Here is a 24,502-nt window from a genome sequence, read left to right on the forward strand (position 1 = left end):
GGCGCCTGACCTTCCGCCGCTTTTTGTCACGAGAGCTATCATGCCTTCCCAACACGACCCAGCCCCCGCTGCGAGCCCAAGCCCGACCAAGGCGAGGCGCAAAGAGCTGTCCATCACGGCGCGCAATCTTCTGATGGTAACCGTCGGCGTGCTCGTCTTCGCGATAGTCTCGGGCGTGGTGCTGTATCAGCCGATCACCTATGGCGATGCAGTCCCCAACTTCGGCATCATTCTGATGCTGACGGTGCCGGTAATCGCGGGCGTCGCGTTCCGGGTGGGACTGGATGCGTGGCTCGATCGAGAGTAATAGACGAGCGGGCAGCGGGTCGCCGCTATCGCCGCCGCTACCCCACCCCGCCCGGCACCACCGCCCATACCTCCAGGCCGCCGCCCTCGCGCGCGTGAAACTCCACCCTGCCGCCGTGCAGCCGCGCGATCCGCTCGACAATCGCAAGCCCAAGCCCCGTGCCGCCGCTATGCGCTCGCGCGTTCCTGCCGCGTTGGAAGGGCGCCTTCAACTGCTCGAGTTCTTCCGCCGATAACCCCTTGCCGCGATCGCCCACTGCAACATACACCGAGTCGTCGGTCGCCCAGCTACGCACCGCCAGTCCACTGCCGCCGTACACGATCGCGTTCTGCATCAGATTCATCAGGAGCCGCATCATGCTCACCGGACGATAGGGAATCAGCGGCAAGCGCGCGAGCGACAGTTCGAACTCATGCCCGAGTCCCGCGAAGTCCCCTGCAAGCCGCTCGATCAACGCGTTCAGATCGCCGGGTTCGGCTGGCTCCCGCTCGCCGGTGCCTGCGTAGTCCATGAACTGCTGCAAGATGGTTTCGATCTGGTCGAGGTAGGACTCCGCCGCCACCACGAAACTGCTGTCGCCGCTCTCCGGCATCGCCATGGCCATCGAAAGGCGTAGCTTGGTGAGCGGCGTCCGGATGTCGTGCGAGATGCCGGCTAACATCAGTGCGCGGGTCGCTTCCGCTTGTTGCAACGCGTGCGTCATCTGATTGAAAGCGGTGCTGACGGCGGCAATTTCCAGCGGGCCGCTGGTCGGCAACGGCGGCGGCGTGTCGCCGTCGCTCAGGCGCTGCGCCGCGCGCGTCAACTCCTGAAGCGGCCGGTTCAGGTGAAGCTGGATTGCGTAGCCTGTCAACGCCGCCAGCGCGGCAAGGCCGAGCGACAGCAAAATGGCCGCGTCGAGCCCATTGCCCTGGGCGTCTTCGGGAATCGGCAGTGCGATCCAATAGGGCGCAGCGGATGTGTTGGCCTCGGACGCAGCAGCGCCCGAGGCGACGGCTGCCGGCGCAGAGGCTCCGGAAGCAGCGGCTGCCGACGCAGCGGCTGCCTGTGCAGCGCCGCCCGGTCCATCGGCGGGCGCAAGCATGCGAATCCACAGGCGTTGGCCGCCTTCGGTCTGCCAGCGCGCCTCCATGTCTGCCGGAAGATGTTCACGCAGGCTCGCGAGAAACACCTTGCGCTGATAGTCGCGATATCCGCGCAAGACACTCCACGGCGGCTCCTCCAGCGCACTGCCGGGAAGCCGTGCACGCGCGTCCAGACGCGCAGCCAGTGCATCGCGCGCGGCGCGCGGCGTGCTTTGCAGCAGGTTGTCGAGCGTCGTAACATAGGTCGCGAACACTGCGGCCGCGCGCTCCACGCGAGGCCGCTGCACATAATGCAGCAGCACGCCGAGCGAACACACCTGGCTTAATACGACGAGCGCGATCAGCAATGCAATATTGCGCGCGAGCAGGGTCCGCGGCAGCGCTCGTTGCAATAGTGGACGGCTCATGAATCGACGTCCGCGCTCAGCATGTAACCGACGCCCCACACCGTCTTGATGAAGCGCGGCTTGGACGGATCGTTCTCGACGATCTGCCGCAGGCGCAGCACCTGCACGTCGATGCTGCGGTCGAGCGCATCGTGATCGCGCCCTCGCGCGCGCGCGAGCAGATTGTCGCGGCTTACCGGCCGATTCGGCGACGACGCGAGCGCAACCAGCAGCAGCATTTGCGCCGAGTGGATTTCCAGCGGCGCGTCGCCGCGCCTGAGTTGCTGCTTGCCGACATCGAGCACGAATTCGCCGAAGCGCACGCATTGCGACGTGACCGTCACTTCGCCCGAAGCCATTTTCTGGCGACGCAGCAGCGCATTGATTCGCGCCACCAGTTCGCGCGGAAGAAAAGGCTTCGCAAGATAATCGTCGGCACCGGTTTCGAGACCCAGCACCCTGTCGAGCGGATCGCCCTTCGCGGTCAGCATCAGAATCGGCAACGTCTGCCCTTGCTCGCGCAAACGTGCACAGATCGCGAGCCCGTCTTCTTCGCCGATCATCAGATCGAGCACCAGCAGATCGAACGGCTCGCGCTCGAGATAGCGGTCGAGCCGCTTGCCGTCTTCCGCGACTCTGACGTCGAAGCCCTGCCCGCGCAAGAAACGCTGCAGCATGTTGCGCAGCTCGACTTCGTCGTCGAGCACGATGATTTTAGCGGGGCGATCCATGCGAAAGCTCCTCGTTTCAGGCATCGCTCGGTGCTTTGCGCGCGGCCTGGCGTTCGGCAATGCGTTGCAATAGCACGTAGAACGACGGAATGAACAGCACGGCAATGCACGTTGAAGCGAGCATACCGGAGAACACCGCGATACCGAGCGAGCGGCGCGCGCTCGCACTGGCGCCGGTGGCTATCACGAGCGGCACGACGCCGAGAATGAACGCGAACGACGTCATCATGATGGGCCGAAAACGCAGGCGTGCGGCTTCGACAGCGGCTTCTGCAATGCCGACGCCTTGCATACGCAAATGCCGGGCGAATTCGACGATCAGAATCGCGTTCTTCGCCGACAACGCGATCAACAGCACGAGGCCGATCTGCGTGTACAGATTATTCGCGGCGCCGAGCAATGCGAGCGTGCCAGCCGTGCCCAGCAGCGCGAGCGGCACCGCGAGCACGACCGCGACCGGCAACAGCCAGCTTTCATATTGCGCGGCGAGTACGCAAAACACGAGCAGCACACCGACCGCGAAGACCCAGTAAGCGGAGTTGCCAACCAGCTTTTCCTGGTACGACATCGCCGTCCATTCATAGCCGATGCCGGCCGGCAGAATGCGCGCGGCTTCCTGCTCGAAGGCCCGGATCGCGTCCCCGGTGCTGTAGCCGCTAGCCGGGTTGCCGTTGATGGCCGCCGCCGGTGCAAGGTTATAAAGCGTCGCGACCGCCGGACCGACGCTCGTATGCGCGTCGATGAAAGTGCCCAACTCGACCATGTGGCCGCTATTGCTGCGAATCTGCAAGCGGCGAATGTCGTCGGTCTCGCGGCGAAACGCGCCGTCCGCCTGCACGAATACGGGGAACGTGTGATTGAATGCAGTGAACTGATTGACGTAGGCCGAGCCCACGTAATCTTGCAGCAGATCGAATACATTGCCGACCGGCACTTGCAGCGATTCCGCCTTCGTGCGGTCGAGCGTCAGTTCGACGCTCGGCACCGACGCGCGAAAAGGACTGAACACGCGTTGCAGTTCCGGACGTTTCGACACGCTCGCGATCAACGCATCCGTCGCGCTTTGCAGCCTTCGATAGTTCTGCGAGCCGTCGGTGAGCATTACCTGCATCTGCACGCCGCCGCTATTGCCGAGCCCCTGGATCGGCGGCGGCACGATTACGACCGAGCGCACGTCGGGCAGCTTCGCCAGTTCCCTGTTCATACGCAGATACAGCGAGCGCAGGTCTTCGCCCTGGCCGCGCTCGCTCCAGTCGTCGAGCGTCACGTAGATCAGCGCGGAATTCGGCAACGACGCGTTGTTATCGAGCGGCGAAATGCCGCCAATCGACACCACGTGATTCACGCCGGGAATCGCGCCGATCCGTCTCTCGATCTGTGTGCTGGCCTCGCGCGTTCGTCCGAGCGACGCCGCGTCGGCGAGTTGCGCGGCGATCAGCATGTATCCCTGATCTTCGAGCGGAATGAAACTGGTCGGCACCCGCGTCAGCAGGAACGCCGATGCCGCGCCCAACGCAAGCGCGATAACGAGCGCGAGCTTGCAGCGCGCGACGAACCATGAAACCACCTTGACGTAGCCATTCTCTACGCGCGCATAGGCCTTGTCGAACACGCGGTATACCACGTTCGGTTTGCCCGGCCGCTGGTGCCGCAGCCAGCGCACGCTCTGCACCGGCTTGAGCGTCACCGCATTGATCGCGCTGATGATCGTGGTCGCAACCACCACGAGCGCAAACTGCCGGTACATCTGGCCGGTGACGCCGCCAAGAAACGCCGAAGGCAGGAACACCGACACCAGCACGAGCGTAATGCCAATGATCGGACCGAGCAGTTCATGCATGGCGTCGATGGCGGCCTGCTTCGGCGTCTTGCCCTGCTCGATATGCTGCGTGATGCCTTCGACGACGACGATTGCATCGTCCACCACAATGCCTATGGCGAGCACGATCGCGAACAACGTCAGCAGGTTGATGGAAAAACCCATCATGTAGATGGCGCCAAACGTGCCGACAGTCGTGACCGGAATCGTCGTGGCGGGCACGAGCATCGCACGCCAGTTCTGCAGAAACAGCAGGATCACCGCGAGCACGAGCAACGCCGCCTCGAAGAGAGTCTTGTAAACGTCGATCACGGATTGCCGCACGAAGGTCGTCGTATCGAAGGGCAATTGATAGGTGACGCCCTCCGGCATGTCTTTCGCGAGACGCGCCATGGTCTCCTTTACCGCATTGCCGACCTCGAGCGCATTTGCTTCGGGCAACTGATAGATCGCGATACCGGCCGCGGGCTTGCCGTCGAGATTGAAGAACTGGCCGTAGCTCGACGAGCCGAGCTCGGTGCGCCCAATATCGCGAATGCGCACGAAATGGCCGCCGTCGTTCGAATCCGACTTCACGATGATGTCGTCGAATTCATGCGGATCGGAAAGCACGCCACGCATCGTCACGGTAAGCTGAAACGCACGGCCTCCCGCGTTGGGCTCCGAGCCGAGCTGGCCCGCGCTTACGTCCTTGCTCTGGCTCTGTATGGCCTGCATTACGTCGGCCGCGCTCAGATTGCGCTCGCTCAGCTTTTTCGGATCGAGCCAGACGCGCATGCTGTACTGGCCGGTGCCGAACACAGTGACGTCGCCAACGCCCGGCAAACGCGCGAGCGTATCGCGCAGATAAATGACCGCGTAGTTGCTGAGAAAAAGCGAATCGTATTTCGGGTTGGGCGATTGCAGCGTGTACAACTGCAAAATCGCGGTGGAGCGCTTCCTCACGGTCACGCCCTGCTGCTGAACTGCTTGCGGCAGTTGCGCGGTGGCGGCCGACACCCGGTTCTGCACGAGCACCTGCGCCTTGTCGACGTCGGTGCCCACGGCGAACGTGACGGTGAGCGTGTAAGTGCCGTCGTTCGTACTCGTCGACTGCATGTACAGCGCATTCTCCACGCCGTTGACCTGTGCTTCTATGGGCAACGCGACGCGGTCGATCACCGTCGTCGCGCTCGCGCCCGGAAAGTGCGCGACCACCTGCACGGTGGGCGGCGTGATCGGCGGATATTGAGCGATAGGAAGATTGATGAGCGCGACCGCGCCGAGCAGCATCGCAATCAACGCAATCACGTTGGCGAACACGGGGCGCTCGACGAAAAAGCGGATCATGAACGGCCCTGCGCTATGGCATCGACTGTCTGCACCTTGATGCCCGGCGCGACGGCAAGCCCCCCGCCGGTCACGACCCTATCTGCCGGACCGAGGCCGCTTTTGATCGCGCGCAGCGAACCGTACAGGCTGCCGGTCGTGACGCCACGCTTCTCGATCACGCCGCCGGCGTTCACGACCAGCACCGATGCGCCGGCCTGCTCGCGCAGCAACGCGGTATCCGGCACGAGCAGCACCTTCTGCGGCTCACTTGCCGGAATATGCACCTCGACCGACATGCCCGGGATCAGATGCGTGTCGCGATTGGCAATATCAGCGCGCAACTTGATTGCGCCGCTCGCCGGATCGACTCGCGTATCGACGAATTCGAGCGCGGCGTCCTCACCTTGCTCCGGCTTGGCGCCGATCAGATTGACTCGCACGGTACGCGGCGCTCGGGTAAAGAGGCCGATGCGATTCGCGTCACGCTCGTTCAACGTGAAGTTCACATACACCGGCTGGATGCGATCCAGCGTGGCGAGTTTCGTCGAATCCGATCCACCCACCACATTGCCGACGTCGAACGCGCGTGCGCCGATGCGGCCCGCGAACGGTGCGCGTATTTCCGTATAGCCGAGGTTGATGCGCGACATGTCTCGCTTCGCAAGCGCCTGGTCGCGGGTGGTCTGCGCCTTTTGCAGCGACGACGCCGAAGTCGCGTTGTCCGACGTGAGCTCCTTCTGGCGCGTCAGTTCCTGATCGGCGTTATCGAGCGAGGCCTGGTCGTAGACGAGTTGCGCGCGATACGTGTCCGGCTCGATGCGAAACAGCAGTTGCCCTTGCTTTACATTGGCGCCGTCTGTAAAGCCGATCTCCTTCAGTACGCCCTGAACGCGCGCGACCAGCGTCACGGTTGCCGACGGTGCGACGCTGCCGGTCAGATCGAGTTGCTCGCGCACTTCGCGCGACTCGGGATGCATGACGCTGACTTGCGGCAACTGCGCGGCCTGTGCGGCTGGCGCATTGCCGTCGTGGCATCCGCTGAATGCAACGCTCAATACCGCGCTGAAAGTGGTCAGCAAGGCAACGCGAGGCAAGGCACGCAACGGACGGTACAACACGGCGTGAAACGCTGGACGTCGCGGCTCTGCCGGCACACAGGCATTCGATGCACCCTCGCCCACCGCTCTTCGATTGGCCATGTCGTTATTCCCCGCTTCGTTACTTACTGCCCGGCGGCGCGTTCGCGTTCGCGCGCGCCAGCGCCGAATCGGCAGGCGGGTTCAACAGACGTCCCCAATCCGTGCGCCGCGCCATCTCTTCGGCGATCCGCTCGCTCACCACCTGCTGACCTTGCGCGACTTCCCATCCTCCGCCAAGCGCGCGATACAGCGACACCGCCGCAAGCGCCGCAATCCCCTGGTTCTGCGCGAGCGAATCGCCGTCGCGCAACGCCGAGCGTGAAGCGTCCAGCACCGAGTCGTAAGTCACGGAGCCGGAGCGATATTGAATGTTGGCAAGCCGCAATGCGCGCTGCGATGCGTCAGAAGCGCGCGACGACGCCGCCAGCGCATCGAGCGATGTGCGAAGCGCGGCAATCGCGTCTTCCACTTCTTTTTGCGCCTGCAGCACGGTGTTCTGATAGTCGAGCACCGCTTCCTGGAACGCCGCATCCTGAATTCGCACCGCGTTCTGAAGTTGCGCCCGGTCGAGAATGGGCAGAGAAATGCCTGCCGAAAAAAGGCCGATCGTCTTGCCGCCCCATTGCGTTAGTCCGATGCCATGCTGTTCGCCGGATGACAAGCCGAACAGTCCCGTCAGCGATAGCGACGGGTACAACTTCGCCTTCGCCGCGCCGATCAGCGCCGACTGCGCCGCCGCGTTGAGCGCGGCCTGGCGCACGTCGGGACGGCGCCGTAATAGATCGGCGGGAATGCCCACGTCGATCTGCGTCGGCGGCACGGGGATCGCACTGCTGCCTTTCAGTTGCGCGTCGACGGCATCCGGCGGATCGGCCAGCAGCACTGCGAGCGTGTCGCGATCCTGCACACGCGCCTTGATGAGCGGCGGAATCTGCGCCTCGGTTTCGGCTACCAGCGTGGCGGCCTGCTCGACGTCGAGCTGACTCGATGCGCCGCGCTTGTAGCGCGCCTGCGTGAGCGTGAGGCTATCCTGAACGGACTTGAGGTTCTGCCGCGCTACGGCGATGCGTTGCTCCAACGCGCGCAGGTCGATATATGCGTTGGCGACATCGGCGAACATCGACACCAACGCGTTGTCGTACGCCGCCTCGGACACGCGCAATTGCGCGCGATCCGATTCGATCTGCCGGCGGTATTTCCCCCAGAAATCGATCTCCCAACCGGCGTTTACGTGCAGATGCTCGGCCCATAAATGAGCCGGCGGTATCGGCCCGACCCCGCTCGTGTTGATATGGCTCGCGCCAACCGACGCGCTGCCCGATTGCGGCAGGAGATTTTCCCCGCTGATCGCAAGCTGCGCCCGCGCCTTGAAGATATGCAGCCCCGCGACCTGCAGCGACAGGTTGCGCTCATAAGCGCGTTGTTCGAGCGCGCTCAGCACCGGGTCGTTGAACGCTTTCCACCAGGCGGCCTCGCCAGCAGGCGTGCTCTGCGCGGCAGGCGGCAAGCTCTCCAGCCACTGGTTCTCCAACGTGACGTCGGGCTCCCTGAAGTCCGGGCCAACGCTGATGCAACCGCTCAGCGCCGCGCCCATCGACACGACGATCGATGCGCTTACAAGACGCAAACGGCTTGACGTGGCAGGTTTCATCGCGTGAATCGGGCGTCAATGGTTGAGGGAGGGGTTCATGACGGTTGCGACAAGCGCCCGGCACCGGCGTCGTATGGTTTCGCGGCAAGGCGCGCTGCTCAGTGCGCCGCTCACTGCCCCGCTTAATGCGCTGCACCGCGTTCGCGCATATACGCCTCGATCTCCGGCAACGTGACGTAGCCGAGCTTCTGCGTGTCGATCTCGTCGAAGTGGCTAGCGACCATCGGCATACCGGCCGCGGCCTGGTCTTTCGTAAGCTTGCCGTCGTGCGTGGTATTGGCGTTCGCAAAACGCGTTTGCAACTGCGCAACCATGCGCTCCATGCGCTGCGGATTGCCGCCTTGCGGCGCGGCCTGAGCGAACGTGACGGTGGACGCGCAGCACAGCAGGACGGCGGCGAGCAATTTTTTCATGACTGACTCCTTCGATAAGCCACCGAGCGTCGCCTGCTTGTGCCGCGATCCGTTCAATGACAGGCCGAATTCTTGTGGAACCCACGCCGCAAAGCAATTGCAGAGTTATGTCGATTAATGTCATGAAGCGCCGGCCGCCTTGGGAAGCGCCGGGCGCATGGCGGAGTGCCGCCCTGTTGCCGCCATTCATTGCCGAATATTGCCGCCCGTTGTCACGTATTGACGGCCCACAGCTGTGTATTGCCGCGCGCGGCGACAGGCGCGGCGTGACATCGAATGAAATGAACGAGTGCTACCGTCTGGCGACGATTTGCGTAATTCTGATCTCGCGCCGCTCCGTGATGGAACAGGCCGATAGCGCAGTGGCGCGTGCTTGAGCATACGACATGCGGACTGCGAGAACGCCTGGTGAATTCCCGTTGTCCTGAGGAATTGGGGAACACTACTTGCTCACCCACATAGGTAGTGCCGGAGCAGCTTTACCGTTCACCTCTTTTTCCCGGACCACGTCGATGAACTACCCGAACCTGGACAGCGAGATCGCCCATCTCGAACTCGTGTTGGGGCGGATTTCGGTCAATGACCGCATTCCTCTTTCGTATTGGGAAAACCGCGTGCGCCTCTTGTCGCGTGCGGCGCTGGTGCCGGTGCAGCGAGCCCGGCTGGCACGTCTCGAAGCCGTGCTCGGCGCATTGCGGGATTCCGAAGAAGCCGTCTGCGAAGCGCCTGGCGTGCGCTCGAAGGACAGCCGTTCATGACCGAGGCGACCAAGGAACCGCAACACAAAGCACCCCATGCAGCGGCCGGCAACGACGCGCCGCGCGCGCAGGACGCCGGCGCGGACTCGCCGCATCTGAACGAGGGCGAGCAGGATCAGGCGGCGCATCACACCGCCCCGCACGCGCTCGTGCTGCACGAGATCGTCCGCGAGGAGGGCGAAGCCGCGCTCGAGCGGACCATCGGCGCGTTGATCTGGTCATCGCTCGCGGCCGGTCTGTCCATGGGATTTTCGTTTCTCACACAAGCCGTGCTCGATGCGGGCTTGCCGGACACGCCGTGGCGCCATCTGGTGTCGAGCTTCGGTTATTCGATCGGTTTCGTGCTGGTCATCATGGGGCGGCAGCAGCTCTTTACCGAGAGCACGCTGACCGTGGTGCTGCCCGTATTGACGCGGCGCGATCCTCGCACACTGCTTAAAGCGATGCGTCTATGGGCCGTGGTGCTCGTCTTCAACCTTATCAGCACATGGATCTTCGCGGCGATGCTACGCATTCCCGATGTCTTCTCGCCCGCGGTGGTGGATGCACTCGGCGAGGTATCGCGTGCGGCGGTCGGCTCGGAACACATGCTGCCGACCATGGTGAAGGCGGTCTTCGCGGGCTGGCTGATCGCACTGATGGTGTGGCTGTTGCCGAGCGCGCGGTCCGGGCGGCTGCTGACCGTGCTGCTGATTACCTACGTGGTCGCCGTCAGCCATCTTTCGCACATCATCGCCGGATCGACGGAGGTTGCTTATGCGTTCCTGACCGGCGACGCGAGCCTGCACGACTATTTCTTTCGCTTCCTCGTGCCGACGCTTGTGGGCAACACCGTAGGCGGGATGTCGCTGGTTGCGCTGCTCAATCACGCGGCCATTGCGCCGGAAATAAACGGCCACCGCTGAGCGCGTCGAGCTGCCCGGGCCGCTTCGCGTCGTAAACGCGGCGGCCCTCGCGGCGCCCCTTGGGCGGCCCTGGCGGCGAGCCGTGCGTCAGCCGATCAAAATCCGCGCGCCGAGCGCGAGCACCAGCGCGGGCAGCATAACCACGACGCCAACCTTCAGGAACTTCACGAAGCTCACGTCCTCGCCTTCGCGGCGGATCGCGTTGAGCCAGAGAATCGTCGCAAGCGAACCGGTGATCGACATGTTGGGGCCGAGGTCGACGCCGATCAGCAGTGCGTCGATCACGCGCTCCGGGCTATGCGCCTGCATCACCGTGGAACTGGCGATCAGGCCGGCCGGCAGATTGTTCATCAGATTGCTGCCGATCGCGATGGCGCTGCCGGCCCAGCCGGCCGTTGTCATTTCGTTGTGCGCGGCCGCTGAACGGGTTAGCGCTGCCAGCGTGCTGATCACGCCGGTGTAGTCGAGCATTTCGACGAGAATGAACAGCGCGGCCACGAGCGGCAGCACGCTCCACGATATCTCGCGGATGATCGGCAGCGGCGATTTGCGCTCCTGGATCAGCACGACGAGCGCGGTCGCCGCGCCGAGTATCGCGGTGGGCAGCCCCAACTGAATGTCGAACGCCGATACCGCCAGCAGCACGACGGCGGTGACGGCGATGCCGGCAAGCGCCACGCGTCCGCTCGACGAAAGCTGAAGCGGCTCGAGGTTCGCCTCGCAGCTGCCTGCGAGCGCCTTGCGTTGGGTCCAGCGCAGCAGCATATATGTGGCGGCGATCGACAGCAGCGACGGCAACGCGAAGCGCATCAGCCACGGCACAAGCGCGGGCGTGTGATTGCCGTACAGCACGATATTGGCCGGATTGGAGATCGGCAGCACGAAGCTGGCTGCGTTTGCAATGAACGCGCACACGAACAACAACGGCAGTGGGTCCGTCTTCGCCTTCTTCGCGGCGGCGAACACAGCCGGCGTGAGGACGACCGCGGTGGCGTCGTTCGAAAGAAAGGCGGTAATCACCACGCCGACCAGATAGACCAGCAGGAAAAGCTTGCGCGGCGAACCTTGCGCATGGTTGACGGCAAGCACCGCGACCCAGTCGAACAGCCCTTCCCGACGCCCCACCTCGGAGAGCAGCATCATGCCGGACAGGAACAGATAGACGTCAGTGCCCTTGCCGACGGCCTCTACCGCGAGATGCAACGGCAACAGCCCGAGCGAGACCAGCAGCAGCGCGCCGGCCACCGCCCACACCGCTTCCGGCCATTTGAAGGGACGGGCGATCACGCCGGCCGTCGCAAAGGCGGCAATACCCCATGAAAGGAAAATCGAAGTCACAACGAAAGCCCTGAATGGATGGTTGTACGTGGGCAAGGCCCGGTGCGCAGGATACCCCAACTCGGCCCCGGCTCCGCTTGCGTTCGCCCGACGTTGCAAGTCGCGAGCCAGCACGCATTAACGTCACCAGTACAACAATGTGTTCTCGCGCCCCCGCCTATTCAGTCTCCATTGACCTGCCTACTATTCGCACTCACCGCCACCACGCATAACCGACGCGTATGAACGACATATCCTCCCGCACTGAGACAGGCCGTTACCACGGCGCCGCAATCGCTCTGCACTGGCTGATCGCCGTGCTGATCGTCGGCGGCTTTTATCTGGGCTGGATCATGACGGACATTCCCGGCTTCACGCCGACGAAGCTCAAGTATTTCTCGTGGCACAAATGGATCGGCGTCACCGTATTGATGCTCGCCGTGGCGCGCGTTTTGTGGCGAGCGACGCATCGCGCACCGGCTCTGGATAGCGCAACGCCCGCGTGGCAAAAGGCGGCGGCGCACGTCGTACACGGCCTGCTGTATCTGCTGATGCTGGCGATTCCGGTGTCGGGCTACCTCTACAGTTCGGCGGCGGGCATTCAGGTGGTGTACCTCGGCATCGTGCCGCTGCCGACCTTCATTGGTCCGGATCAGGCGCTGAAGGCCACGCTGCGCACGGTGCATGTGTTGCTCAATTACACGCTGCTCGCGCTCGTCGCCATGCATGTCCTCGCGGCGCTGAAGCATCAGTTTGTCGACCGCGACGGCCTGCTCGCACGGATGATTCCGTTCCTCAAGTGACACCCATCGGCGCCCATTCGCTACAGCCTGTTGGCAATCAAATTCTTCGCTGTGCGCAATGAACGCGCCCGGGTTCGATAGGATGCGTACCACCATGAAAAACACACTCCATCACTCTATTCTCGCCGGCGTCGCCGCCCTTTCCCTGCTCGGTGCGGGCCTCGCGCACGCCGACGTCGACCCGAGCAAAAGCACCGTCATTGCCACGACGAAGCAGATGAACGTGCCCGTCGACGGCAAGTTCAGGAAGTTTTCGGCGCAACTGTCGTTCGATCCGGCGAAGCCGACCGCAGGAAGCGCGAACGTGTCGATCGACACAGGCAGCTACGACCTCGGCGCGGACGACTACAACAAGCAGGCGCAAGGCAAGGAATGGTTCGACAGCGCCACGTATCCGGCCGCGACGTTTGTCTCCAGCGCGATCGCACCGGCGGGCGGCAATCAGTACAAGATCACCGGCAAGCTGACCATCAAGGGCAAATCTCAGACCGTGGTGGTGCCCGTCACGATTGCAAGCCAGGGCCCGACGCAAACGTTCGACGGCTCGCTGCCGATCAAACGCTCGCAGTTCGACGTCGGCACCGGCGAATGGAAGGACACGTCGGTCGTAGCCGACGAAGTCGTCATCAAATTTCACCTCGTCGCTTCGAAGAAGTGATTAGAAAAACCGAAGTAAAAACCACAAGCCTCATAGCACTTTTCGAAACCTGGAGAACATCTTGAAGAAACAATTCCTGCTCGCCACTGGCGTTCTCGCCGCCGCATTGTCGTTCAACGCAATGGCCGCCGACACTTACCAGCTCGATCCGACCCACACGTCCCCCAGCTTCGAAACCGATCACTTCGGCGGCGTGTCGATCTGGCGCGGCAAGTTCAAGAAAGGCAGCGGCACCGTTGTGCTCGACCGCGCGGCAAAGACCGGCACGGTCGACGTGACGATCGACATGAGCTCGGTGGATATCGGCAATGACAAGCTCGATTCCGAACTGGTGAGCGACAAGTTCTTCGACGTTGTGAAGTACCCGAGCGCGACCTACAAGGGCACGCAGATCCGCTTCGACGGCGACAAGCCTGTGGAAGTGATCGGCACGCTGACCATGCATGGCGTGACCAAACCGGTCAACCTGAAGATCGAGTCGTTCAAGTGCTTCGTGAACCCGATGCTCAAGCGCGAAGTCTGCGGCACCGAGTCGACCGCAACGTTCAATCGCGACGACTTCGGCGTCGACTTCGGCAAGACCTACGGCTTCAAGATGCAGACCACGCTGCACATTCAGGCCGAAGGTATCAAGCAGTAAAGTCACGGCGGGCGCTGCCAGGCGCCTGCCCGCGCGCGCTCTAGCAGCGCGCGCATTCAGCCGCGCCTTCGGCCACGGTCACGCTGCCGCGGGTGATGCCGTATGTCGGGATCGGCTATGGACACAAGCCGGTTTCCAAGGGCTTCGGCCTGACGTTCGATCCTGGCGTTCCAGGCGGCAGTCGCGGCGAGGCTTGAATCGCGTCGCGACGCTGTCGTCCGATGCCGGCAGGCCCTTCGCAACGTCGCAACGCGCACGCGTTCCTACGCCGTCACTTCAAGCGCGGTTCGCACTCAGGCTGCTCTCACCTGGAAGCATTGCAGTCGCCAGCGCCCCAACTGCCTGTGCCCTTATGTTTGAGCGCAATGGTGAGCGTGCTTCCTCTGTTCGCCGTAATCATCTGTCCGTAACTGACGGTCGGGATGAACTGGATATCCGGCGCGACCGCGACAGGAGGATTGCGTGAACCATCGATCGTCAGGTCAAGTTGCACGGTGACGGTGTCGATATCGACGTCTCCGTCCCGCTTACGCGCCGCCTCCTGCTTCGTGAAGTTGCACAATCCGTCGAGGACCTGTTCGAGGGCAGTCGGGATATCGACTGACTTGCCAGGAGGAATTGGCGGCGTATTGCAGCCGACAAGCAGCAAGGGAAAAACGAACATAGGCAGACAGCGGTGGGCACGCATCAGCATCTCCTTTTCCGATCGTATGAGGAACGGCATATTGCGTCGCCGCGAATGAGATACGGTTCTTCCGGTCGTCAGCCGCCGCCTGCGTGACCGGGCAACGAAGCTTCCGCCCCCGAACGGATGTGACCGCCGCACGCCGCAGGCGAACTAGAAACTCACCGCAAAGCCGAACGACACGCCATGCACATTGTGTCCGAACACATATCGCACTACCGCGCGCGTCCTGGTGATGATGACCGGATACCTGCTGCTGTCGAGTTCGAGGCCGACGCCCAACGAGGTGAGGTCGTTGAACCCCAGCACGCCCGCGCTTTCGCCGAAATAATGTGAGTAGGCCGCTTCGAGCACATAGCGGACTGGCCGGTCCAACGCATGCCATCCGGTAGGCGCGCGCCAGCGAGTCCACAGGCTGACTTGCTGCGCCATGGATGAACCCTGCACTGCCTGGGAAGAACCGCCGAAGCTGCGCAGATAAATGTCCGTGGCCCGTAGCTCAGCGTCGATTTCGTAGTTGTCACGGTAGCGCTCATAGTCGAGCATCAGCGAACCGCCATAGCCATACGCGTCCAGCGAACCGTTGTCGAGGAACTGGAGGTTGGCATCGGTGGCGCGGTTGAAGATCGTTTGCCCGACCTTCAGATCGCTGGAAACGCGACCTAGCGTTCCGTTAAGGATCGGACGAAACACCAGTTCATTCGTGATCCGGAAATCCCATCCAATGCCGACCGTGCCGCTGAACGTGTTCCATTTCGTCGGCACCGGACGCTGTGCCGAGCCGTCGGACGCAACGAACACCGGATCGTAGCGGCTGTAGGCGAGCGTGCCTTCCAAATACAAAGGAAACGACCGGCTCATCGTGAACCCGCCGCCGAACTGTGTCTGGCCGAAGCTGGGATTGCCGGTAGTGCCGCTATTAACCGACAGGTTACTGGTCGTGACGTCCGGAACGGTCGTATAGCTCATGACGGCGAGCACGGCGTCCGCGTGCTGTTTCACGTTACCCCCAACCACAGCGGGTCCCGACGACCGGCCCGGAAGGTCCTGCGCAAACGAAAGGCAAGGCAGAACGCTGAAGGCCATGGCTGCACATGCCAACGACGTCTGGCGCCGGCCATTGAGCCGCAGTACATGTATCGCCCGATCGACTGAAAGTCTGTCCGCGCCCAGTACGAACCAGCACACAGCGTACAGAACGCACATTGCACACTCCTGTATGTTGGGCCATTGCTTCCTGGTTCCGAAACACACGCCTCGTGCGGCGTATGACGTTTGCCTTGTTTCTTCGATCACCCAAAGGCGGCGGGCACATGTCGAATTCAGAATAGACAAAATACGCCGACTTGGCGGGAATATCACCGCGCTGCAGCGCCCACTTGTTTAAACGCTCCATCACGGCATCGTCGTGCCCGGCGGGCTGGCCGAGGCGGGAAAAGGCATCTGCGCCGGCCTTTGATCGTCCGGATCCGCCAGCGATGCCGCAGGCGGTCCGATGAATACTGGCAGTAGAACGACATCGCGCTCGGCAGCCGGCATTCTCGCGAGAGCATGCAGCGTCACTCTTGTCATCCAGCAGACATCGGCCGGGGTCGCAGTGGAAGGATTCGCGGTATATGTCATATACCGATCGACATTGACTGGATCGCCGCCTAGTTCGATGACCACTGCACGAGACATTGCCTCGGACGCTGCCGCGTATTCTTCCCGCGTCGGCACGCGTACCGGCGCCGCGGAACCGCTGCTCACCATGATCTTGTAGATAAGATCGAGGTATAGCTCCGCTTGGGCGTCGGACATCTGCGCGATCGTGACGCGGTTCATTATCGTTACGACGTCGACGAGCCCAAAACAATTGACCGGGACCAGCTCGTCGAGCACACGGGTGAGCAGCGCGAGGTAGCGCGATCGGTCGGCCGGCGTGAGACGGGCAAGGCCACTCGACATCATGGCTTCACGCTGTTCCGGATCGAGCAGCACATGAACGAGCGCCGGTGCGCCGCCTGGCACGCGCGCAGCGATAACGGGGTCGCGCATTACCTTGTCGAACCACTCGAAGATGATGCGGGCTTTGGTCGTACCCTGGCTGATCCCGTACTGCCGCAGGATTTCATCGATATCGACGGCGCCGCGTTGGCGCGAAGCCGGCCCGGTTGCAGCAACGTCCGGCGACTCATCGTGGAAGTCCAGATGAACCGCCGCATTCGCGCTCAACGAGATGAGGAGCGTGAACCATACAGTCAGCCGCAGCATCTCTCTCTCCGCAATAGCGACAGGCGCAGGGCTCGCGATACGTTTCAAAATACATCCGGTCTTCTCTGCATGGACACGTTAAGTGGCATGAAGATCGACGCTGCGAAGCTCGCCGCCCAGTGACTCGATATACGGCCTCTTCCTCTCGTGCTTGCTTGTCGTGCGCGACTCTCCTTGTTCTCAGGTGCCGATCAGCGCGCGAGTGTGACGGGCGATCATTAGTTCCTCGTTGGTCGGGACGACCCACACGCCGACCCGGCTCGCGGGTGTACTGATGCACGAACCGTTCGCCTGGTTCGCACCGGGATCGATATCGATGCCGCACCACTGCGCGTGTTCGCCGATACGCTGCCGAACCTGCGTCGCATGCTCTCCGATGCCCGCCGTGAACACCAATGCATCGATACCGTTGAGCGCCGCGATCAGCGAGCCGAGCTCGCGGCAGATCCGATACACATACAGTTCAACGGCGAAGCGGGCACGAGGATCGTCACTCGCGAGGAGCACGCGCATGTCGCCGGAAATGCCGGAAACGCCGAGCAAACCAGACTGGCAGTACAGCAGGTTTTCCACTTCGCGCGTGCTCATGTTCAGTTCGTCGAGCAGATACAGGATCACGCCGGGATCGAGGTTCCCAGAGCGCGTACCCATCATCAGGCCGTCGAGCGCCGTGAAACCCATCGTGGTCGCGACACTGCGGCATGCCGAGAGCGCACACAGGCTCGCCCCATTGCCGAGATGCGCGACCACCGTGCGGCCGGCCGCGGCTGCCGGCGAGATCTCCGGCAGCTTGCTGGCGATGTACTCATACGACAGTCCGTGAAAGCCGTAGCGGCGTACCCCGCGTTCGGTAACTGCAACGGGCAGCGCGAAGGCCTTCGCCTGTTCGGGCTGCGTTGCGTGAAAGGCGGTATCGAAACAGGCAATTTGCGGCAGCGCCGGATTGCGTTCCGCGATGACCGCGATCGGCTTCAGGTTATGTGGCTGGTGCAGCGGCGCAAGCGGTGTCAGCGTGTGGAGTTCCGCGAGCACGCCGGCATCGACGAGCACCGGTGCGACGAAACGCGCGCCGCCGTGCACGACGCGATGCCCGACCGCCGTGAGGCGATGGCCTCCGCGATGTCCGCGCAAAAACTCCGCGATATGCGCGATCGCCCCGGCGTGGTCCAGGCTCGCGCCGTCGCCCCATGCGTGAGCGCCGGCCTGCGCGCCGGCCGCATCGAAGGCAGCGAAGTGCGGTGAACTGAACAGCCCGTCGATCTGACCTCGCAACACACAGGCGAGCTCGGCGGTTTGCGCATCGAAGGCGCTGAACTTGATGCTCGACGATCCAGCGTTCAATACCAGGATGACGTCGGCCATGATCTACACCACCAGCCGATCTTCGCGGCCTTTGCTCGCCACCAGCGACGCGACCGCGCACGACGCGAGCCGCGTGATGATCGAATCGGCGCGGCTCGTGAGGATGATCGGCACGCGCGCGCCGAGAACGATGCCGGCCGCGTCCGCGCCGGCCAGAAACGAAAGGCTTTTTGCCAGCATGTTGCCGGCTTCGAGATTGGGCACCATCAGAACATTGGCGCGCCCGGCGACTGGCGAGTCGATCTTCTTCATGCGCGCCGCCTCGAGGTCGATTGCGTTGTCGAGCGCGAGCGGTCCGTCGACGAGCGCCCCCGTGATCTGATGACGATCGACCATCTTGCAGAGCGCCGCGGCTTCGATCGTCGACGGGACTTTCGGGTTCACGATCTCCATTGCCGAGAGAATCGCAACCCGCACTTCGTCGATGCGAAGCGCATGGCCGAGATCAATCGCGTTTTGCAGTATGTCGGCTTTTTCCGCGAGCGTCGGCGCTATGTTGATCGCGGCATCGGTGATAATCAGCGCGTTTGCGTGCCCCGGCACGTCCATCACGAAGCAGTGGCTCACACGCCGTTCGGTGCGCAAGCCGCCGTCGCGGTGGACGACGGCGGCCATCAGCTCGTCGGTGTGAAGGCTGCCCTTCATGATGGCCTCGGCCTTGCCTTCGCGCACCAGTTCGACCGCTTTCGCCGCCGCCGCGTGACTGTGCGGCACGTCGATCAGCGGATAGTCGGCTATCTGCAGCCCGCATTCTTCGGCGACGGCGACAATGCGCTCGCGCGGACCTACGAGAAGCGGCGCAATCAGCCCCATCTGTGCCGCCTCCACGGCGCCTTCGAGCGATGCGCGATCGCATGGATGCGCCACGGCAGTCGTTAGCGGCGGATGGCTTTGGCAAAACGCGATAAGCCGTTGATACTTCTCGTGCGTACGCTCCACGATTCCTCCCATGCATTGCGACAGTCGGTGTGCCGCGCGCGGCGACGCCGGCGACGCTGGTCATAGCCCGTGCATAACGACTATCGCCGCCGCGCGGAGCCACGGCAATAGGACTTTGGACCGATCTCCCGCAACTGCACTTCGCGAGCCGCGAGTCGATTTGACGCCTAAAACCGTCCACGCCGGGTGTTGTCGTACATAGGATCGGGTGCCTTCTGCGTTTGCCGCAAAATGCCTGCGTCGTCGAAATAGAAGTGGAAGAGCATGTGATTGATATTGTTCTCCAGATAGCGATACGACCACACATCGCGCTGCATTCTTGGAAAGCGCGCGGTTTCGAACGGGCGCCCGAAGTTGATGAGCACATCGTCGCGCGTCCACTTGCCGACCTCCGCGCGATAGAACTCGCTCTCCTGCAGCACCTGACGCATGCTCACCACTTTGCCGGACGCGTCGATATCCGCGACGGTCGTCGTGGTGCCCATCGGTTGCGTCGGCCACATCAGGCGCTGGCCGCCATCCGGCAGCTTGTAAGTTTCCTTGGGTGGGCCGAGCCGCGCAATCGCCGTCGACTGATCCGCGCCGGCTTCCACCTGTTGGTGAGGTTGCACGCAGCCCATGAGCCCGGATATCAGCGCGCAAATCAACGCGGATCTGATCTGACTATTCATGAACTTCTCCCATCGATGATGAGTGCCTGTTGTGCAAGACACGCACTTCGCACGGCACAACGACCTACTCGCGCGATGGCGGCAGATCCGTTATTTCCGCGAGGATCGTCGTGAACGAGTCGATCCGCATTCATTGGACGCCGGCTCCTGCGTAAGCCCTCCCCAAATTGTTGCGAGCGAAGGAGGCGTGAGCATATCGGACGAAGGTCCTACGCTCGAACCTGCGGAGTGATGGCTAGAATCAGATTTTTGGCCCAGCACGGATTGCCGCGATGGCACTCGAAACAATGGAAGTCGACGCGAGCCAAAGAGGGATTTGTTAAGCGCGACGTTTTCTCACGTAACCGTCACAGCAAGGCTGCAGGGCCACGAGTCGAGGCGATGCCCGCTTACTGCACTAGCGGGCTCCTTGTTGACACGAAATCCGGCCGCGTTACTACCGCCGTTCGGCTTCGAAAGAATTCGGCGGACGGTGCATGATCCGCCGCAACCGTTAGTGCCTTTCGCGGCGATTAGTGCTTGCGGCGATACGCGCGACAAGCGGTACCAGGCGAGGATTGAACATGGGGATTGAACTGGCACGACCGCTCGCCCGCGCGACGATTGCATCGATGGTGACTCGCGCGACCGCGCGTTGCGCCCGTCTTGCGAACTGCTTCAGATGCCGGTTACTGACCGGATGCCTCGCCCATACCAACGCTGCGAACCAACCGATAACCGTCCACCCCAGCAGAATGTTCACCATGGTCACCGCGAACGCGTCCTCACGCTCTCTGGCGTCGGCAATCATTGCGGGTACCAGGTACAGCATGACCGCGCCCACAACCAAAGCACCTTCGATAATTTTCAACATTTCGACACCTCGTGGCAGCTTCGCTTAGCAGACGGCTTTCAGATTAATGGCCTAAGTACACACGACCGACAGAGTCGACGGTTTGACGGCCGCCGGATTCCGAAGAGGACGCAGCTACGCCGCCATACGAATCATTGACGAAACCGGCCGCACTGTTGCGTTCCGCTGCAACCGTTTGAGCACTTGGGCCCCGTTGGGAAGCAGGCGCCCCCACTGACGGGCGGTAAGAAGGCGCAGGACCATAGCCGCTGGCAAACACAGGAGCGGCAAACGAAGTAGTGACGGCGACGAGCACAGCTGCAAGAAGTTTGCTTTTCATGATGACTCTCCGATGCGATTCTGAGGCAGCGCGAATCGGTGAGACACGCGCCGTTGACAAGAGTCAGTGTAGACGGCGCCTATCCTTTTTCTATGCCCATAGGGTGAAATCACAATTGCTGCAGACCGAACAATGCCTCGCTCCCGGCCATGGCGGATTCGCGGGCCTGCTGCGGTTGAATGGTTCTCATCGGTTAAGTCGAGAGACCTCCAATATCGGGGACCCCGAAAGATAGAAATGAAACAGGACTGAGCCGTTGCGACCAGCCGCGTCGACCATTGTTTTGCGCGAGCAGCTGGTGTTTCACCGTTTGCTCGCGCGCCGTCAGTGTATGGTCAGCTTCCGCCGAAGAAGATGTTGCATTGCGGGTTCACTCTGCACGGCCTGGCATGTTTCGCGCCGCTTTGTGACATCGTATCGGAGGTGCCACCGTACGCTTCCATCCCCGCACTGGGGTTGGAAACCTGAACCTGACCGCTGTCTTGCGGAGCGGTCTGAGGAGCTTGGGGCGTGCCTTGCGAATGCGCCAGCCCAGCGATCAAAAGCAGCCCGGCAACCGATCCAACCATCCGTCTTAATTTCATATTGCCTCCTGATCTGCGTTGGATTACCCAATCATGCCGTTTCGTTATTCGCGCGGCGAACTCGAAAACGAACACGCGATTTTCGGATTCGGGAAGCGCGCCTGCGGCCTGCGGGTAGAGTCGCCCGAGACCGTGATCCAGGAAAGTTGGGAAGCTACGAAGTGCAGTGCGCCCGGCCGAGACGGGACGCAAATTGGCGTGCGCATTGGCAGTATCGATGGATTTTGTGGACCCCTCGACACGAATAGTCACCCTGCAACTACGTTATAGCGTGTGGGATGACGATTCGTTAGTGATTATTCGACCACTCTCATGCGAAAAACCGCAAAGCGATTCTTCGCCACGTCTTCGCCGGCGGTGGTTGCTGTGCCGACCCTCGGACCGTTGACTGAGCACAGTCAACGGTGGTGTTGGTTTTTGGCGCAACAACACCTCGCCGTGTTTGATCGATTCCAACAACGGGCCGCTGCTGCGGGACCGCTCTGTTCGTTCGTTGCTTTACCAGCGGGCTTTCCAGGCGCGTCAGCGGTTTCGGGGCGTTGTCGGCACGCTAGTTGCAAATGGTAGCTGCGCCACCAGGAGACAGTCATGATGCGGCTCTTTGCAAACTCAGTGCACTCGAAACCGACGTACAGTAATGCAATCGTCGTCGTTGGCGCTATCGCATTCGTTGCGGTATGCGCGACCGGAATTGCTGCGTTCGCCGGGTTATTGCCCCAATCCGAAAGCGTCGCCGCCACGGTGACTGCTACACCGTTGGTAGACCTGCAGACTCAAATCAAACAAACAATCACGAGTCCATGATTCGGGAACCGCGAGAAGCGCGGATCGCATTTGCGTGGAGTCGCGAATAGTCGCCGCCGCCCGGCCGCGTTCTACGCCTTTGCGTTTCGTTGTCCTACCATATCAACTGCGATAGGTTTGCACGTAACTGGCCGCGGCGCTTCGTCTTCAAGTCTTGCTTCGTGTCCCGTCGCGTTTTGCCCATCTCCTTCGCGTTGCCGTGCCGCACATCGGGCAAATTGGCCGCGCACAGATCTCTGGACAGGAGCGGCCATGAAACGGATCGTCGTGATCGGCGGCGGCTTTGCCGGGTTGTGGAGCGCCATCGGTGCGGCCCGCAAGCTCGACGAGCAAGGCGCGACCAATCAGGTCGACGTCGTCATGATCAACCCGCACGCGCACCACAGCATCCGGGTGCGCAACTACGAAGCGGATCTCGCGGCGACGCTCGTACCGCTGAGCGATGTGCTCGGCCCCGTCGGCGTGCAATGGATCCAGGGCACAGTTACGGACATCGACGTCGCCGGCAAACAGGTCACTGTGAGCGTCCGCGGACGCGCTACGCCGCTGACTTTCGACAAGCTCGTGCTGGCCTCGGGAAGCCGCCTTGTCGACGCGCCGATTCGTGGGCTCGCGGACCATGCATTCAACGTCGATACATACGAAGGCGCCGAACGCCTCGAACGACGGCTCCTGAAAATGGTGCATTCACACGCCGCTGGAAGTCTGACCTTCGTTGTTATCGGCTCAGGCCTCACGGGCGTGGAAGTCGCCTCCGAGTTGCCGCATCGTGTGCGCGACCTCCTGGCCGCGAGTGGTGAGCGCCTGCGTGAGAGCGAGGTTCGCGTGATGCTAATCGAGCGTGCGCCACGGATCGCGATGGCGATGGGCGGAGCGCAACCGGTCATCGAGCAGGCATTGACGCAACTCGGCGTCGAAATGATGACCGACGTCGAGATCGAGCAGATCGACGACACGGGGATGACGCTCGCAGGTGGCAAGCGCGTGGACGCATCGACGATTATCTGGTGTGGCGGCATGCATGCCAGTCCCTTGACACGGTGCATTCCTGTCGAGCGCGATGCGCTCGGGAGGGTACCGGTCGACGAGAACCTGCGCGTAAAAGGTGTCTCCGACGTTTTCGCAGCCGGCGACGTGGCGCGCGCGCTCTTCGAAGACGGCAAGCATCAATCCGTCATGTCCTGCCAGCACAGCAGACCGATGGGGCGTTTCGCGGGGCACAACGTCGTCTGCGATTTGCTGGGTCTGCCGATGCTGCCGCTCGACATCGACTGGTACACGACGATTCTCGACCTTGGCCCTTGGGGCGCCGTCTATACGGAGGGTTGGGAGCGCAGGCTCGCCGCACAGGGTCAGCAGGCGAAGAATGTCAAACGCGTCATCAACACTGAGCGGATCTATCCGCCCCGCACCCGCAACCGCGCGTATCTTTTCGCGGCGGCGGCTCCGATTGTGCAGGCGCCGCCGCCCATCGGCGGATAACAGGGCGTCAGCACTTTGCGCGCTGGTGAATCGGCGTTCGGAAAACGGACTGCCGGCTGAGGCCACGCGCGCTCCGAAAGCGCACCGGCACCGCTTGGTCATCGGCGTCCAGCATGCTCTGCGAAGTACGTTCGAGCCCTTATGTGGTATTGCTCACAAATTGTTGCACTTTGTTTCAATCGGCCGAAGTCCCCGTCCGGCAACGGTTTTCGCCCAATAGAACGGCTCGCGCGTGGCCAGGCTCGCCGCGATAGGGTGAAGATTTCAAACGCCATACCGTTAAAGAACTTAACAAGTGAGGGACACACACCATGAAGATTGAACCCAGCAACTACCCGCTCGCGGCGCCGCGCAACACCACGCAGCGCGCAACGAACAACAGCGATACGAATGGCGCGATCGAATCCGTGAGCCCCACCGGCGCTTCCGGTGCGCAGAATGCCGAGGTGAGTCTCACGTCAATGTCCGCGCTACGCTCGTTCAGTGATCCGGATATCGACACCGCAAAGGTCGAGCAGATCAAAGCCGAGTTGCGTCAAGGCAGCTACAAGATCGATTCGGGCAAGATCGCCGACGGCGCCCTGAACGCCGCGCGCGAGTTGCTGCAAACGAAAACCCGGTAACCGG

At 62.3% G+C, this 24,502-nt stretch carries 24 protein-coding genes; 9 read left to right on the plus strand and 15 right to left on the minus strand.

Annotated features, from left to right (window positions below; genetic code table 11):
* Positions 1-40 precede the first annotated feature (40 nt).
* A complete protein-coding gene (locus OH764_RS28215) occupies positions 41-307 on the plus strand; it encodes a hypothetical protein (protein WP_498849385.1) in 267 nt (88 codons plus the stop codon).
* 37 nt (positions 308-344) lie between these two features.
* On the opposite strand, the gene OH764_RS28220 is transcribed toward OH764_RS28215, so the two are convergent.
* The 6 genes from OH764_RS28220 to OH764_RS28245 all read right to left on the minus strand — a co-directional run bounded on the left by OH764_RS28220 (position 345) and on the right by OH764_RS28245 (position 8,842).
* Positions 345-1,799, minus strand: coding sequence for a sensor histidine kinase family protein (locus OH764_RS28220; RefSeq protein ID WP_498849386.1), 1,455 nt, complete (start codon positions 1,797-1,799; stop codon positions 345-347).
* Positions 1,796-2,509, minus strand: coding sequence for a response regulator transcription factor family protein (locus OH764_RS28225; protein ID WP_498849387.1), 714 nt, complete (start codon positions 2,507-2,509; stop codon positions 1,796-1,798). Before OH764_RS28225 ends, OH764_RS28220 begins: the two co-directional genes overlap by 4 nt.
* A gap of 16 nt (positions 2,510-2,525) precedes the next feature.
* On the minus strand, positions 2,526-5,657 hold the full coding sequence (locus tag OH764_RS28230; RefSeq protein WP_498849388.1) for an efflux RND transporter permease subunit: 3,132 nt from the start codon (positions 5,655-5,657) through the stop codon (positions 2,526-2,528).
* The gene (locus OH764_RS28235) at positions 5,654-6,838 is read right to left on the minus strand and encodes an efflux RND transporter periplasmic adaptor subunit (RefSeq protein ID WP_498849389.1); all 1,185 of its coding nucleotides are present in this window, start codon (positions 6,836-6,838) and stop codon (positions 5,654-5,656) included. The genes OH764_RS28230 and OH764_RS28235 overlap by 4 nt, the downstream gene beginning before the upstream one ends.
* A 19-nt stretch (positions 6,839-6,857) precedes the next feature.
* Positions 6,858-8,429, minus strand: a complete 1,572-nt coding sequence (locus tag OH764_RS28240; protein ID WP_498849390.1) for an outer membrane factor lipoprotein domain-containing protein — start codon at positions 8,427-8,429, stop codon at positions 6,858-6,860.
* 122 nt (positions 8,430-8,551) lie between these two features.
* On the minus strand, positions 8,552-8,842 hold the full coding sequence (locus OH764_RS28245) for an EF-hand domain-containing protein (protein ID WP_498849391.1): 291 nt from the start codon (positions 8,840-8,842) through the stop codon (positions 8,552-8,554).
* Positions 8,843-8,916: 74 nt separating this feature from the next.
* On the opposite strand from OH764_RS28245, the gene OH764_RS28250 reads away from it, so the two are divergent.
* The 3 genes from OH764_RS28250 to OH764_RS28260 all read left to right on the plus strand — a co-directional run bounded on the left by OH764_RS28250 (position 8,917) and on the right by OH764_RS28260 (position 10,505).
* Positions 8,917-9,219 (plus strand): hypothetical protein, encoded by a 303-nt coding sequence (locus OH764_RS28250; protein WP_498849392.1) that lies wholly within the window; start codon positions 8,917-8,919, stop codon positions 9,217-9,219.
* A 135-nt stretch (positions 9,220-9,354) separates the two neighbouring features.
* Positions 9,355-9,600, plus strand: coding sequence for a hypothetical protein (locus OH764_RS28255; protein WP_498849393.1), 246 nt, complete (start codon positions 9,355-9,357; stop codon positions 9,598-9,600).
* On the plus strand, positions 9,597-10,505 hold the full coding sequence (locus tag OH764_RS28260) for a formate/nitrite transporter family protein (protein ID WP_498849394.1): 909 nt from the start codon (positions 9,597-9,599) through the stop codon (positions 10,503-10,505). The genes OH764_RS28255 and OH764_RS28260 overlap by 4 nt, the downstream gene beginning before the upstream one ends.
* Positions 10,506-10,592: 87 nt before the next feature.
* On the opposite strand, the gene OH764_RS28265 is transcribed toward OH764_RS28260, so the two are convergent.
* Positions 10,593-11,843: an arsenic transporter gene (locus tag OH764_RS28265; protein ID WP_498849395.1), complete on the minus strand. Its 1,251-nt coding sequence runs from the start codon at positions 11,841-11,843 to the stop codon at positions 10,593-10,595.
* Between the two features lie 221 nt (positions 11,844-12,064).
* Here OH764_RS28265 and OH764_RS28270 point away from each other — a divergent pair, with 221 nt between their 5' ends.
* The 3 genes from OH764_RS28270 (at position 12,065) to OH764_RS28280 (ending at position 13,923) form a co-directional block, all read left to right on the plus strand.
* Positions 12,065-12,625 (plus strand): cytochrome b, encoded by a 561-nt coding sequence (locus tag OH764_RS28270; RefSeq protein WP_498849396.1) that lies wholly within the window; start codon positions 12,065-12,067, stop codon positions 12,623-12,625.
* Positions 12,626-12,719: 94 nt separating this feature from the next.
* Positions 12,720-13,283, plus strand: coding sequence for a YceI family protein (locus OH764_RS28275; protein ID WP_498849397.1), 564 nt, complete (start codon positions 12,720-12,722; stop codon positions 13,281-13,283).
* Between the two features lie 61 nt (positions 13,284-13,344).
* A complete protein-coding gene (locus OH764_RS28280; protein ID WP_498849398.1) occupies positions 13,345-13,923 on the plus strand; it encodes a YceI family protein in 579 nt (192 codons plus the stop codon).
* Between the two features lie 304 nt (positions 13,924-14,227).
* Here the strand turns inward: OH764_RS28280 and OH764_RS28285 are convergent, their stop codons facing one another.
* The 8 genes from OH764_RS28285 to OH764_RS28320 all read right to left on the minus strand — a co-directional run bounded on the left by OH764_RS28285 (position 14,228) and on the right by OH764_RS28320 (position 21,005).
* Positions 14,228-14,611, minus strand: a complete 384-nt coding sequence (locus tag OH764_RS28285; protein WP_498849399.1) for a hypothetical protein — start codon at positions 14,609-14,611, stop codon at positions 14,228-14,230.
* 150 nt (positions 14,612-14,761) lie between these two features.
* Positions 14,762-15,694: a hypothetical protein gene (locus tag OH764_RS28290; protein ID WP_498851315.1), complete on the minus strand. Its 933-nt coding sequence runs from the start codon at positions 15,692-15,694 to the stop codon at positions 14,762-14,764.
* Between the two features lie 309 nt (positions 15,695-16,003).
* Positions 16,004-16,861: a hypothetical protein gene (locus tag OH764_RS28295; RefSeq protein ID WP_498849400.1), complete on the minus strand. Its 858-nt coding sequence runs from the start codon at positions 16,859-16,861 to the stop codon at positions 16,004-16,006.
* Positions 16,862-17,041: 180 nt separating this feature from the next.
* Complete coding sequence (locus tag OH764_RS28300; RefSeq protein ID WP_498849401.1) at positions 17,042-18,223, minus strand: acetate/propionate family kinase; 1,182 nt, start codon at positions 18,221-18,223, stop codon at positions 17,042-17,044.
* 3 nt (positions 18,224-18,226) lie between these two features.
* Positions 18,227-19,162, minus strand: coding sequence for a phosphate acetyltransferase (locus tag OH764_RS28305; protein WP_498849402.1), 936 nt, complete (start codon positions 19,160-19,162; stop codon positions 18,227-18,229).
* 167 nt (positions 19,163-19,329) lie between these two features.
* Complete coding sequence (locus tag OH764_RS28310) at positions 19,330-19,833, minus strand: hypothetical protein (RefSeq protein ID WP_498849403.1); 504 nt, start codon at positions 19,831-19,833, stop codon at positions 19,330-19,332.
* A 493-nt stretch (positions 19,834-20,326) separates the two neighbouring features.
* Positions 20,327-20,686, minus strand: a complete 360-nt coding sequence (locus OH764_RS28315; protein ID WP_498849404.1) for a superinfection immunity protein — start codon at positions 20,684-20,686, stop codon at positions 20,327-20,329.
* Between the two features lie 43 nt (positions 20,687-20,729).
* Positions 20,730-21,005 carry a hypothetical protein gene (locus tag OH764_RS28320; RefSeq protein WP_498849405.1) on the minus strand — a complete coding sequence of 92 codons (276 nt, stop codon included), beginning with the start codon at positions 21,003-21,005 and terminating at the stop codon, positions 20,730-20,732.
* A 1,640-nt stretch (positions 21,006-22,645) separates the two neighbouring features.
* On the opposite strand from OH764_RS28320, the gene OH764_RS28325 reads away from it, so the two are divergent.
* A complete protein-coding gene (locus OH764_RS28325; protein WP_498849406.1) occupies positions 22,646-23,875 on the plus strand; it encodes an NAD(P)/FAD-dependent oxidoreductase in 1,230 nt (409 codons plus the stop codon).
* A 311-nt stretch (positions 23,876-24,186) separates the two neighbouring features.
* Positions 24,187-24,498: a flagellar biosynthesis anti-sigma factor FlgM gene (gene flgM / locus OH764_RS28330; RefSeq protein WP_498849407.1), complete on the plus strand. Its 312-nt coding sequence runs from the start codon at positions 24,187-24,189 to the stop codon at positions 24,496-24,498.
* The last annotated feature ends 4 nt before the right edge of the window (positions 24,499-24,502 follow it).

This window comes from Burkholderia sp. M6-3 (assembly GCF_050858985.1).
Lineage (GTDB): Bacteria > Pseudomonadota > Gammaproteobacteria > Burkholderiales > Burkholderiaceae > Paraburkholderia > Paraburkholderia caledonica.